Source organism: Vineibacter terrae, from assembly GCF_008039615.1.
GTDB lineage: Bacteria > Pseudomonadota > Alphaproteobacteria > Reyranellales > Reyranellaceae > Vineibacter > Vineibacter terrae.
Genome location: NZ_VDUZ01000003.1, coordinates 1 through 12638, shown reverse-complemented (window position 1 = coordinate 12638; position 12638 = coordinate 1). Strand labels below are relative to the sequence as shown.

Genomic DNA, 12638 nt, shown 5'->3' with positions numbered 1-12638 from the left:
AGGAGAGGGATCTCCTGCGGCAAGGCGCACGGTGCGCAATTCGCGGGAGATCCCTCGCTACGCTCGGTATGACGGTAGGGGCATATGCGAATGCCCTGCCCTCTCCCCGCTCTCGCGGGGCGAGGGCTGACGCTATTGGCGTGCGCCTCCGCTGAACCAGGAATAATAGGGATTGAGGCTGTCTTCCTTCATCACCTGCTGGATCTGGCTGGCCCAGAGCGCACGCTCTCCCTTGTAGGCGTGCAGGCCCGCGCCGTAGAAGGCCAGCAGCCGGTCGCGCTCCCGCGCCAGCGCGGCCACGAACGCCTCGTCGGCGCCACGCAGCGGCGGATCGCTGCGCAGATCGAGCAGGCGCGGCAGCACGCGCGCGAATTCCTGCTGGCGCACCCAGGGCGCGTATTCGATCCGCGGCTGGTCGTCGGTGACCGGCGACGCATCGCCGGCGTAGCGCTCCAGGCCGCCGCGGCCGGTGACCCAGGTCGCGAGCAGCGCGGCCGGCGACGCGACGCCGACCTCGCGCAGGGCGGCGGCCACACCGGGCTGCGCGAACCGTTGCGCGATGCGCGGCACATCCAGCACGACCGGCTCCTGGGAGCCGATCAGCAGCATCTCGTGGAACTCCGTCGTCCACAGCGAGGCGTGCGGAAAGACGTCCAGGAAGCTGCGCACCAGGGAGCGGGAATCCTCGTCGTTCTGCGTCGCCAGCGGCAGCCATTGGGCCATGAGGCCGCCCTGCCCCAGGCGTGCGGCGGCGAGCCGGTAGAAGTCGCTCGAGTAGAGGTTCACGACCCCGGCAGCCGATGGCGGCGGCGGCTCCAGGGTGATGAGATCGTAGGTGTCGGCGCTGCGCAGCAGCTCGCGCCGGCCATCGCGCAGCCGGATATCGAGCCGCGGATCCGAGCCGGCACCGAAATTGCCACGGAAGATCGGTGCGGAGCGCCGCACCGCCGGCAGCAGCTCGGCGACGACCCGCCGCTCCAGGCCGGGGTACGGCAGCAGCGCCCCGGCCGTGATGCCGGTGCCCAGGCCGATCACCAGCGCCGAACGCGGCTCGCCGCCATGGATAATCAGCGGCAGCAGGGCCTGCAGGCGCATGTAGCGCAGCGAGGGCATGGCATCGCCGGAGTTCGAGACGCCCTGGATGTAAAGACGCTGGAACCGGGTGCGTCCCAGCGACTGCTCGATCACCGCGACTGTGGCGCCACGGCCTTCTTCGTAGGAGACCAGCCTGCCGCCGCGCGACCCTGCCAGCAGGCTGGCGAGGCGATCGGACGGCGTCACGACCGCGGCGATCACGGCAGCAATCCCGAGGCCGACCACGGCCCAGCCGGCGCGTGCGTTCGATGCCTGGCCGCGCATCACCGCCACGATGCCCAGCGCCGCGGCCGCGATCGCCAGGGCCGCCAGGGTGCGGACAAGCCCGAGCTGCGGCACCAGGACAAAGCCGGTGAGGACCGTACCGACAATGCCGCCGATGGTGTTGAACGCGACCACCGCGCCCACGTCGCGGCCGACATGCCGCGGATCGACCGCCAGCCGCAGCACGGCCGGGAAGGCCGCGCCGAGCAGGAGCGTCGGCAGGAAGACGAAGCACGCCGCCGCCACGGCGAAACGCGCGCACATGCCGGCGAAGGCGCTGTCCGTCCAGGCCAGGATCGCGGACTCGACGGCGGTCTGCAGGATGATCACCCAGCGTCCCAGGACCGCGATCTCGAGCAGCGCGACAAGCCCGGCCGCCGCGATCAGCAGGCCGAACGCCGCCCAGGGATCGCGCACGCGATCCACCCAGCGCGCGAACAACGCGGCGCCGGCCACCAGGCCTGTGAGGTATGTCGCCAGCACGACGGAGAACGCGAAGCTGCGGGTGCTGACGAACTGCACGATCGCCTGCGACCACACCACCTCGTAGCCCAGCGCGATGCCGCCGGCGAGCGCATAGAGGATGATGGCCGCGCGTGCGTCGCTTGCCGGCCTAGCCAGCGCAGCGATGCGCACGGCCGGCGGCGCGCGGCGGACGAGCGCCAGGGCGCCGACGGCAGCGACCAGGTTGGCCGCGGCTGCCGCGTAGGCCGAGCCCCGCACGCCGAGCGCCGGGATGAGGAGGAAGGACGCCAGCAAGGCCCCGGCGATCGCGCCGGCGGTGTTGGCCGCGTAGAGGCGCCCGCCCCCGCCGCCGACCTGCCCGGCCTGGAGGCGCAGGGCCCGGACCAGCACGGGAAGCGTCCCGCCCATCAGGAAGGGCGCCACGCCGACAAGCGCCAGCAGCGGCACCCAGGCCAGCAGCCCGCCATGCGCCTCGAGGGTGGCGAACAGCGGCGCGGCGTGGGCCAGGCCCAGCGTCGTCGCCACGCCGAGCACGGCGACACCGGCCTCCAGCACGGCGTAGAAGAACAACGGCCGCGCCACGCGGTCGGCCCATCGCCCGAGCACGAAGCCGCCGAGCGCGAGGCCGGCGAAGAAGGCGCTGACGCCGGCCGCCACGGCATGGACATCGACGCCGACGACAAGGGAAAGCTGCTTGATCCAGAGGACCTGGTAGACCAGCGCCGCGGCGCCGGACAGGAACAGCAGCAGCGCCAGCGCGGCGAGCGCACGGCCCTCGACCGCCGCGCCGCCGGGAGCCGTCTCCGCACGTGGCGCCTTGCGCGGCGCACCAACCGGACGCTTGCGGGATGGCATTCGCGTTGATCCTACCGGTCCGGACATGATCGTACAGTCACTCTCGCCCGCAAATCGGGCTGAATCTTCGCCGGGAGCGCGCCACTCCAGTGGCGCACCGGCGCGCAGCGCCGGATCATGGTCGGCTCGAAGACAAGAGCCGGCCCTCCGGGCCGGTGCGCCACTGGAGTGGCGCGCTCCCGGCTGTCCTTCGCTTCGCTCGGGACGACCGAGAACACGCTGACCGCCCCACGATGAGGCGGTCAGCGATATGGGTCAGACGGCCGCCCTACTCCACGCCGCGCTTCTTGAAGGACTCGTCGATCTTCTTGTCGACCTGCCGGCGGATCTGGTCGATGCTGAAGCTCGCCGGCCGCTGGCTCGGCGGGTACTCGACGAAGGTCTGCAGGAAGGCAGCCGAGCTCATCACAGCCTTGGCGAACAGATACGCGTTCTCCACCCGCCACTGATCGTAGCCACTGCCTGAGATCTCAGCGTGCTCGTACGGGTCCATGCGCAGGTTGAACATCTTGGGCACCCGCAGACGGGTGAAGGGATGTGCCCAGACGTCAAACTGGCCAGGCTGCTCCTGCTTCTCGAAGACGAACTTCCAGTTGTCGAAGCGCATCGCGACGAGATCGCCGTCGTCGTTGAAGTAGAAGAACTCGTCACGCGCGCTTTTGTCGGTCTTGCCCATGAGGTAGTCGAGCTGGTTGAAGCCATCCAGATGATTGCGGAAGGTCGTCGGGTTGCCCTGCGGCTGCCAGCCCTTGAGCAGCCGGTCCTTCACCGCGGTGTCTCCCGCCGCAGCGAGCAAGGTCGGGAACCAGTCGAGGCCGGAGACGATGCCGTTGGCGATTCCCCCCGGCTTGATCTGGCCTGGCCAGCGGATCATGGCCGGCACGCGGAACGCGCCCTCCCAGTTCGTGTCCTTCTCCGAGCGGAACGGCGTCGTCGCCGCGTCCGGCCAGGTGAACGCATTCGGGCCGTTGTCGGTGGTGAAGATGACGATCGTGTTGTTGGCGATCCCAAGGTCTTCGAGCGTCTTCAGCAGCTTGCCGACGTTCATGTCCATCTCGATCATGCCGTCGGCGTATTCGTTGCCCGGCATGCCGCTCTGACCGCGCATCGACTCGCGCACATGCGTGAAGATGTGCATGCGGGTGAAGTTCATCCAGGTGAAGAACGGCCGGTTGGCGCGTGCCTGGCGGGTCATGAAGTCGATCGCGGCACCCGTGGTCTCGTCGTCGATGGTCTCCATGCGCTTGCGTGTCAGCGGGCCGGAGTCCTCGATCTTGCCGTCGGCGGATGACTTGATCACGCCACGCGGCGCGTAGGCCTTGACGAACGCCGGATCGTTCTTCAGCCAATATGGCCGCTCCGGCTCCTCCTCGGCATTGAGGTGATAGAGGTTGCCGAAGAACTCATCGAAGCCATGGGCGGTCGGCAGGTACTCGTCCTTGTCGCCCAGGTGGTTCTTGCCGAACTGGCCGGTGGCATAACCGAGCGGCTTCAGCGCCTGCGCGATGGTGATGTCGCCCTTCTGCAGGCCGACCGGCGCCCCAGGGATGCCGACCTTGGAAAGGCCGGTGCGCAGCGGCGTCTGGCCGGTGATGAACGACGAACGTCCCGCCGTGCAGCTGTTCTCCGCGTAGTAGTCGGTGAACAGCATGCCTTCCGTGGCGATGCGGTCGATGTTGGGCGTCTTGTAGCCCATCACGCCGTGCGTGTAGGCGCTGAGGTTCGCCTGCCCGACATCGTCGCCGAAGATCACGAGGATGTTGGGCTTGGCCGGCGCCTGGGCCTGCGCAGGCGCCGCGTCGAAGGCCGTGCACGCGAGGGCCAGCACGGCGGCGATTGTCGTGCCGGCGAGCAGGCTGACGCGACGATCAGGATCAGTTCGAGGGGGGCCGCCCTCGATCATGGCCCGAGCCAGGCCCGGTGCGAATGCTTTCGAAGCTTCCATGAAGCGGTCCTTTCTTCGACGGCGCCATGCGTGGCGTGAAGAAGCTTCCGGCGGCCAATCGCCGGGAACCGCATCCTCAAATGGCAAGCTTCGGCCCGGCTATCCGAAATCCGAACGGTCCGCGGCCAATTCCAACGGCACCCCGACCGTCACCCAAACGCAACGAGGGATCCAGGAACAGTGCCTGGATCCCTCGCGACGATCTGGATGACTGCTTGTGCCGAGCCTACGGGCTACCCGGCTTCATTCAGTCAGGATAGCGCTAGCGTGGCCGCAGCCCTTCCATGTCCTTCAGCCGCTTCAGCGCCGCCTGCTGCTGCAGCAGGCCGTAGTTGATGCCGGCGGCGTTGAGCGAGCTGCCCGCCTGGTAGGGGAACTGATCGAAGTCGACGAAGAACTCCTTGACCTTCGCCTGGATCGGCACGAGCAGCCAGATCTGTCGGGCGAAGAAGTCCATGGCGTTGCCGCCCTCCTTCAAGCCGCGCTCGTAAGGATCCATGCGCAGATTGGTGATCATGGCCCAGGACGTGACCTCGCGCGTCGCAGTTGCGATGTTGCCCTCGGAGGCGACGGCGAAGCTCACCTTCCAGTCGTTCCAGCGCACGGCGTTGAGGTTGCCGCCCTGGTCGAAGTAGTACATCGCGTCGCGCGGTCCCGCCTTGGCCTCGCCCTTGAAGTAGGGCAGGAAGTTGTACCCATCGAGATGGACCTTGAAGGTCTTGGATCCGGCGGCGAAGCCGGTCTTCATCTTCTCCTTGATGTCGGGGATCCCGGCCGCGGCGCAGAACGTCGGGAACCAGTCCATCGTCGAGATGATGTCATTGTACTGCGTGCCCGGCTTCACCACGCCGGGCCACCGGACCATCATCGGGATGCGCAGGCCGCCTTCCCAGGTCGTGCCCTTCTCGCCATGGAACATGGTCATGGCGCCGTCCGGCCACAGCGCCAGCTCGGCGCCGTTGTCGGTCGTGTAGAGCACGATCGTGTTGTCGGCGATCTTCAGGTCGTCGAGCTGCTTCAGCAGCTCGCCGACCATAGCATCGTGCTCAGCCATGCCATCGGCATGGATGCCCTTGCCGGTCTTGCCCATCGATTCCGGCTTGAGATGGGTGAAGACGTGCATGCGCGTGGAGTTGAACCAGCAGAAGAAGGGCCGGTTGGCCTTCGCCTGGCGATCGATGAAATCCTTGGCGGCGCCGAGGAACTCCTCGTCCACCGTCGGCATGCGCTTGGTGTTCAGCGGCCCGGTGTCCTCGATCTTGCCGTCGGCCGTCGACTTGATGACGCCGCGCGGGCCGTACTTCTTCTTGAACTCAGGATCCTTCGGATAGAAGTATCCTTCGGGCTCCTCCTCGGCGTTGAGGTGATAGAGGTTGCCGAAGAACTCGTCGAAGCCGTGCTTGGTCGGCAGGTGCTCATCACGATCGCCGAGGTGGTTCTTGCCGAACTGGCCGGTGGCATAGCCTTGCGTCTTCAGCGCATCGGCGATCGTCGGCATCCAGTCCTGGATGCCGTGCGGATCACCCGGCATGCCGATGGTCAGCAGGCCGGTGCGGAACGGCTCCTGCCCCAGGATGAACGAGGCGCGCCCGGCGGTGCAGCTCTGCTGGCCATAGGCGTCGGTGAAGATCGCGCCTTCGCTGGCGATGCGGTCGATATTGGGCGTGCGGTAGCCCATCAGCCCCATCGTGTAGGCGCTGATCTGCGGAATGCCGATGTCGTCGCCGAAGATGACCAGGATGTTGGGCTTGCGTCCGGATGCCGGCGGCTGCTGGGCGCGCGCCGTCGGCACGATGGCGGCGGCGGCCAGCGCCGACGCGGTCATGATCGACGTGCCGCCCAAGAGCAGATTGCGTCGCGGAAGGCTCGCCGCGTCGGATGATGCGACGCGCGCCGGCTCCTTGGATGTATCACGTTCGCTCATGAAGTTTTCCCTTCTCGTAGGACGCAGCGAAAGCCGACATGGCTCATGGACGTGTCCACGGGCTGCGCATGCCGCGCTGCCGGCCGGTAGCGGCGGCAGTAGTTGGGGGCGCACAGGTGCGAACCGCCCTTCAGCACCTTGCGGGGAATGCGGACCGCGGGCAGGCGGGGGTCGTAGCTCTCCTCCTGGCGCCCACCGCGCGGGTTCTCGGGAATGCAGCAGGCCTTGGGCGCATCGGCTTCATGCCGCGGCGTGTACCAGTCTGTGGTCCACTCCCAGACATTGCCGATCATGTCGTACAGGCCGTAGCCGTTGGCCGGGAACGCGCCGACCGGCGTGGTGCGCCGCCGGCCGCGGCCGCGCTTGCGGTTCTTGTGCGGGAACTCGCCTTCCCATGTGTTGGCCATGCGCTTGCCGCGCGGCATGAACTCGTCGCCCCACGCGAATTCGGCATCCTCCAGCCCGCCGCGGGCCGCGAACTCCCACTCCGCCTCGGTCGGCAGGGCCTTGCCGGCCCACGCCGCGTAGGCCTCGGCATCGGTGTAGGCGACATGCACCACCGGGTGATCGTCGAGCCCGTCGAGCGTGCTATGCGGGCCGTCGGGGTGCCGCCAGTCGGCGCCCGCCGTGAAGGACCACCACTGGCTCCAGTCACGCAGATCCACGGCATGGTCCGGCGGCGTGAAGACCAGCGAGGCCGCCTTGATCATCTCGGGCAAGGCACCGGGATAATCCTTCGGGTCGGGCGGCTGCTCGGCCATGGTGACGTGGCCGGTGGCCTCCACGAAGGCACGGAAGGCACGGTTGGTGACCGGCGCCGGGTCGATCCAGAAGTCGGACACCGTGACGCGATGCACCGGCGCCTCTTCCGGATAATGCCGATCCGAGCCCATGCGGAACGTGCCGCCGGCGATCCGGATCATGCCGCTGGACACGGCGCTGCCGGCCGCCGTCGGCGGCACCACGTCGATGACGCTCACGCCCGTTCCTCCACGCGCATGCTCCCTCTTAGGAGATGCTGCAGCAGTTCATCTAGCCGAAAGCCGAACTCGCAGCGGACATGACAAAGCGCGCCGGCGCTCACGCCTTGTGTCGGCGCAAGCGCAACGAGAACGCGATGGTGATCACGCCGTGCACGATGGCAAAGGCGGCGATCAGCCAGATCAGCGCCAAGGCGCCGGCGCCGGGCATGACGAACAGCACGATGCCGACCAGCACGGACAGCACGCCGCTCAGGATCAGCAGCCACTCGTTGTCGATCTCCTTGCGCAGGCGGATCGCGCCGATGATCTGGAACACACCGGTCGCGATCGACCAGCCGGCGATGAACAGCAGGATCAGCAGCGCCGTCATGCCCGGCCACAGGAATGTCAGGACGCCGGCAGCGATGCCCAGGAGCCCGACGATGGCCAGCCACCAGCGCGGCGCCATCGACACCCGGCCGGTGATGGCAGCCACCAGCGCCGAGATGCCGTCGACGAGCATGAAGGCACCATAGAACAGCACCAGGGTTACGAGCGTGAGCCCCGGCCATGCAAAGGCCAGCACGCCGAAGATGATGGCCGCGATGCCGCGGATCAGGAACAGCCACCAGTTGCGCGCCAGCCCGTGCAGCAGCAGCGGCCCGGAAAGCGTCGAGGTATCGGCGGACATCGCATGGCCTCCATCGGTCGAGGCGGCCAGCTAAGCACATATGTCCGCGGCGACTATCCGAAAGCCGAACGAGGGTGCGATCGCCGATCTCGGCTCACGCAACCGCAAGTTCCCTACGGCGCCTCGCCGGTCCAGCGGCAGCCCTCGCGCGGCTCGCGCACCACGAGGGTCTTCGGCGTCTTCGACAGATCGGCGACAAACTCGACCTTCACGCGCCCCAGCTCCAGCTCGGTGCGATAGGTGCCCGGCGTCACCTGCTTCATGTCCTCGTCATTGCCGCCAGGGAACTTCAGGACCGCTTTGTCGCCGGCCGGCGTCACCGTGTGCTCGCGCGACATCGCGGCGTCCAGCCCATTGCAGACACCGGTATTGGATGGGCTCTTGGTGAGCCGGAACGTCGCCGGCTGCTGCGCCGCGGCGGTGCCTGTCAGCAAAGCAGCCGCGACGGCCAACAACGCATATGTCTGTCGCATGACAACCTCCATCATCAGCGGATAGTGGTAGCGACAACCATGCAGCGCGCCTATCCGAAAGCCGAACCCGTCACGGTGCGATGCGTTTCATGGCTCACGTTCGGTTTTCGGATAGCCGCCCCGTTCGGTTCCATGGTTGCTGGTCGCATCGCGTGGTCCAGGGGGAGTTGCGTGCGACGCTGGCATTCCGACAGGGCCCGACGGCTGCAGCTCGCAATCCTGGTGCTGGCCGCCGGCCTCGCGGCGGCACCGGATGCCGTCCTGGCCCAGGCGCCCAAGCCGAAAGCGGCCCCGAGCGCACCAGCGGCGCCGACACTGGAACCAGCCTCGGTCGAGGCGCTCAAACGGCTGGGCGAGCATCTGCTGACGCTGCAATCGTTCGAGATCACGTCGGTGATCGCGTTCGACTACGTGCTGGACAACGACCAGAAGATCCAGATCGGCGGCACCGTGCGCCATCGCGTGCGGCGGCCCGACAGGCTGCGGGTCGACCTCGCCACCGACGTGCTCGACCGCGTCTTCCAGTATGACGGCAAGACGCTGACCGTCACCGCGCCCAAGGAAAGCTACTACGCCCAGGTCGACGCCAAGCCCACGATCAAGGAGACGCTGGCATGGGCGGCGCAGACGTTCGGGGTCGAGATGCCGCTGGCCGACCTGTTCGACTGGGGCACGCCCGACGCGCCGCATCGCCGCGTGCGCGAAGGCTTCCGGGTCGGCAAGGCCCGCATCGGCGGCATCGAGTGCGATCATTGGGCATTCCGCGGCCCGGGGCATGACTGGGAGATATGGATCCGCGCCGGCGATGCGCCGCTGCCGCTGAAGCTGTCGATCGTCAACACGTCGGATCGGGCGCGGCCGCGCTATGAGGCGATCCTGACCTGGACCGAGAAGGCCGACGTCGCCGACGACGTCTTCGTGCACGCGCCGGCCGCCGACGCCAGGCGCATCGAGTTCCAGCCGGTCGCGCCGACACGCGGCCCCGCAGCCCCGGCGCCCAAAGGCCCGGCGACGAAGGGGACGCCGAAATGAAGCGCCCCCTCCCCGCCATCGCGCTGGCGACGCTCTTCACCGGCATCTGGGGCATGACCGCGCTGCAGCCGGCCGACGCACGGCCCGGCTTCGGCGGCGGGCGCATGGCCCACTTCAACGTCGGCCCTCACTTCAACGGACCGCGCGAGTTCGGACAGTTCCAGCCTCGGCCACGGCCGCCGGAGCCGGGACCGCGGCCACCTGGTCCCCCGCCGCGGCCACCCGGCCCCGAGCCGAAACCCGGGCCGGGACCCAAGCCGGGTCCCGGTCCGGGTCCCGGGCCGCATCCGCCCGGCCCACCCGGTCCAGGCCCTGGCCCGCATCCGCCGGGCCCGCCTGGCCCCGGACCGGGCCCCCACCCGCCCGGACCGCCACCGCCGCCGCCACCGATCTACCCCGGATACTGGCCGGCGCCGTATCCCTGGTACGACGACTACGCTCCATGGGCGACGGCAGCCGCCGCCGCGACCACCGCCTTGGCTGTCGGCACGCTCATTTCGGCGCTGCCGGCCGATTGCCGCGCCGTCGCGGTCGGCGGCATCACGTATCAGCTCTGCGGCACGACATGGTACGCGCCGCGCTTCCAGGGCAACCAGATCGTCTATGCCGTGGTCGCACCGCCGACGTGACATGTTCGGCTTTCGGATAGCGGGCTGCACTGGCCGCGGCCTATGACAGCCGTAGTGAGGGAGACAATCATGGTCCGCATGCTTGCAGCATTCGCGCTCGCCGCTGCCTTCCTGAGCGGCGGTTGCGAGAACATGTCGTCCGGCCAGAAGGGCGCGGTGGTCGGTGGCGCGGTTGGCAGTGGCATCGGCCTGGTGGCCGGCGGCAGCTTTGGCGAGGTTCTCGGCGCCGGCCTGATCGGCGGCGGCCTCGGATATGTGGCCGGCAGCGCGGCCGGCAAGTGAACGCCAGCCGCTGCCAACAGGAGATCATACCATGCCCCTAGTCTTTCGCGCGCTGTGCATCGCGGCCTGCGCTGCCATGACGAACCTCAGCGCAGCGCACGCACAGACCTGGCGCTTCGACGATGCCGCCTACATCTCCTGCCGCGAGGCCCAGGCGATGCAGCCGCCACAGCGCCGTTCGCTCGCGATCTTCCTGGGCGAGCACGCGGCACGCCACCGCGGCGTGCGCCTGCCGGAAGGCGATCAAGGCGGCCAGCTTGCCATGCTGGTGCGCGGCGGCTGCACGCTGTCACCCGACTCGCATCTGTTCGCGGTGATCGACCGCGCGATCCTGGCCGAGCGCGACAAGCTGGCGAAGCGCTGATACCGGCTATCGGTAAAAGGCGAGTCGTGACCGTCATCCCGAGCGCAGCGAGGGATCTCCCGCCAATGGCGCACCGTGCGTCCCTCGCAGGAGATCCCTCGCTGCGCTCGGGATGACAGGTGTATTGGGCGTTTCAGCGCACCAAGGTCTCGTCGGCCGGACGGATCGGCAGGCGGCCGCCGCGCACGGCGCGCAGGAACAGCGCGTGGTCGCGCTCGACCTGGTCGGCATAGCGCACGGCGTAGCGGCTGACGGCATCGCCCATGGCATCGCCGCTGCCGAGATAGCCGGCGATCGCGGCCGCATCGCCGGCCTTGGCGTGGGCCCGCGCCAGGCAACGGCCGCAAAGATCGGCGTAGAGCTTCAGCAGCCGGCCGTTCATGCGGGTGATGTCGGCAGCCGTCTTCATGTCGCGCAGCTGGCGGATGTAGAAATCGCGGCCATCGCCATCGCGCGCCCAGCCCAGGAAGATGTCGCTGGCCGCCTGCATCAGGCGCTGGCCGGTGACGACCCGCTCGCCGTTGCTGGCCCAGGGCGACGGACCCGCGAAGCCTTCCAGCACCGAGGCGCGCGCCTCCTTGACCTGCAGGAACAGCGGATCGTCCGCATCGGCCATCAGGAGCGCGATCAGGCATCGCGTGCCGACGCTGCCGACGCCCACGACCTTGTGGGCGGCATCGACCAGAACCCAGCGGTCGAACAGCGCCCGCCGGTCGCTGGACAAGGAGTCGCGATAGGCCTTCAGGAACGGCGCCGCCAGCTCGCGGGTCTCCTGCTCGTCGCCGGTGCCGTGAAAGAGCAGCGGCGGCTGATCGACGATGCGCGGCACGCCGTCCACCGGCCGGGTCAGCTTGTGGTAGATCTGCTCGCATGTCTGGTGGCGCGCCTTGTCGATCAACGCGTCGAGCTGCCGGGCGCCGACGGCGTCGTCCTGCAGCGCCGCACGCAGCGCGTCGAGGGGCAAGTGGTCGTACCAGATCTCCATCGTCTTCATGCCGGCATAGCGGAGCTGCGCATCCTTGTAGGCCTCGACGGCACGAAAGGCTGCCGCGGCGGCGTCGGCGCTGCCCAGCGCGCGCCAGCGGGCGGCGAGCACGAAGCTGGTCGCCAGGCGCTTGAGGTCCCACTCCCAGGGCGCAGCGAAGGTCTCGTCGAAGTCGTTGACGTCGAAGACCAGGGCCCGCTCGGGCGTGGCGAAACCGCCGAAGTTCAGCAGGTGGCAATCGCCGCACGCCTGGACGGTGATGCCGGATGACGGCGTGCGCGCAAGGTCGTGGGCCTGGATCAGCGCCGTGCCGCGGAAGAAGGCGAAGGCCGATTCCGCCATGCGCTCATGGCGGATCGCAAGCAGGTGCGGCAGCCGGCCGACATTGGAGGCCTCGATCAGGGCCACGGGGTCGCGGCCCTGCAGGTCGGATCCGGGCTCGGCATGCGAGGCGCGCGGGCAGGCCTTGCGCAGCGCCTTGCCATGCTCGCGGCGCGCCTGGCGGGAAGGAATCTGGGAAGCCATTGCCGGTCCGCCTCGCTAAACCGAAGTTACCCCTGACAGAGTCAGGTAAGTATTTGGCTTTGTTGAAAAAAGCGGCGATTTTGCGTCCAGTATGTAGGCATGTAAATGGTGTTTTTGAGTAGCAATTATGGATATATTGTGCTACGG

The 12638-nt window shown here is 68.4% G+C and carries 11 protein-coding genes; 4 read left to right on the top strand and 7 right to left on the bottom strand.

From position 1 onward, the window contains the following. Nucleotides 1-132 precede the first annotated feature (132 nt). From FHP25_RS03150 to FHP25_RS03125, 6 genes are all read right to left on the bottom strand, one after another. Complete coding sequence (locus FHP25_RS03150; protein WP_178133247.1) at nucleotides 133-2679, bottom strand: spermidine synthase; 2547 nt, start codon at nucleotides 2677-2679, stop codon at nucleotides 133-135. Nucleotides 2680-2947: 268 nt separating this feature from the next. Further along, nucleotides 2948-4582 carry an arylsulfatase gene (locus FHP25_RS03145; RefSeq protein WP_218578166.1) on the bottom strand — a complete coding sequence of 545 codons (1635 nt, stop codon included), beginning with the start codon at nucleotides 4580-4582 and terminating at the stop codon, nucleotides 2948-2950. 304 nt (nucleotides 4583-4886) lie between these two features. Then, nucleotides 4887-6548 carry an arylsulfatase gene (locus FHP25_RS03140; RefSeq protein WP_147845444.1) on the bottom strand — a complete coding sequence of 554 codons (1662 nt, stop codon included), beginning with the start codon at nucleotides 6546-6548 and terminating at the stop codon, nucleotides 4887-4889. Then, nucleotides 6545-7471 (bottom strand): formylglycine-generating enzyme family protein, encoded by a 927-nt coding sequence (locus FHP25_RS03135; protein WP_147845672.1) that lies wholly within the window; start codon nucleotides 7469-7471, stop codon nucleotides 6545-6547. Before FHP25_RS03135 ends, FHP25_RS03140 begins: the two co-directional genes overlap by 4 nt. A 157-nt stretch (nucleotides 7472-7628) precedes the next feature. Continuing rightward, on the bottom strand, nucleotides 7629-8201 hold the full coding sequence (locus FHP25_RS03130) for an HdeD family acid-resistance protein (RefSeq protein ID WP_147845443.1): 573 nt from the start codon (nucleotides 8199-8201) through the stop codon (nucleotides 7629-7631). A 113-nt stretch (nucleotides 8202-8314) separates the two neighbouring features. Beyond that, nucleotides 8315-8674, bottom strand: a complete 360-nt coding sequence (locus FHP25_RS03125; RefSeq protein ID WP_147845442.1) for a hypothetical protein — start codon at nucleotides 8672-8674, stop codon at nucleotides 8315-8317. 171 nt (nucleotides 8675-8845) lie between these two features. Between FHP25_RS03125 and FHP25_RS03120 the strand changes: the two genes are divergently transcribed. From FHP25_RS03120 to FHP25_RS03105, 4 genes are all read left to right on the top strand, one after another. Then, the gene (locus FHP25_RS03120; protein ID WP_218578147.1) at nucleotides 8846-9706 is read left to right on the top strand and encodes a DUF2092 domain-containing protein; all 861 of its coding nucleotides are present in this window, start codon (nucleotides 8846-8848) and stop codon (nucleotides 9704-9706) included. Continuing rightward, nucleotides 9703-10335, top strand: coding sequence for a hypothetical protein (locus FHP25_RS40615; RefSeq protein WP_178133246.1), 633 nt, complete (start codon nucleotides 9703-9705; stop codon nucleotides 10333-10335). The genes FHP25_RS03120 and FHP25_RS40615 overlap by 4 nt, the downstream gene beginning before the upstream one ends. 69 nt (nucleotides 10336-10404) lie before the next feature. Beyond that, a complete protein-coding gene (locus FHP25_RS03110; RefSeq protein ID WP_147845441.1) occupies nucleotides 10405-10617 on the top strand; it encodes a cell envelope biogenesis protein OmpA in 213 nt (70 codons plus the stop codon). A gap of 31 nt (nucleotides 10618-10648) precedes the next feature. After that, nucleotides 10649-10981, top strand: coding sequence for a hypothetical protein (locus FHP25_RS03105; RefSeq protein ID WP_147845440.1), 333 nt, complete (start codon nucleotides 10649-10651; stop codon nucleotides 10979-10981). 133 nt (nucleotides 10982-11114) lie between these two features. On the opposite strand, the gene FHP25_RS03100 is transcribed toward FHP25_RS03105, so the two are convergent. After that, nucleotides 11115-12491: a DUF2252 domain-containing protein gene (locus FHP25_RS03100; RefSeq protein WP_147845439.1), complete on the bottom strand. Its 1377-nt coding sequence runs from the start codon at nucleotides 12489-12491 to the stop codon at nucleotides 11115-11117. Between the last annotated feature and the right edge of the window lie 147 nt (nucleotides 12492-12638).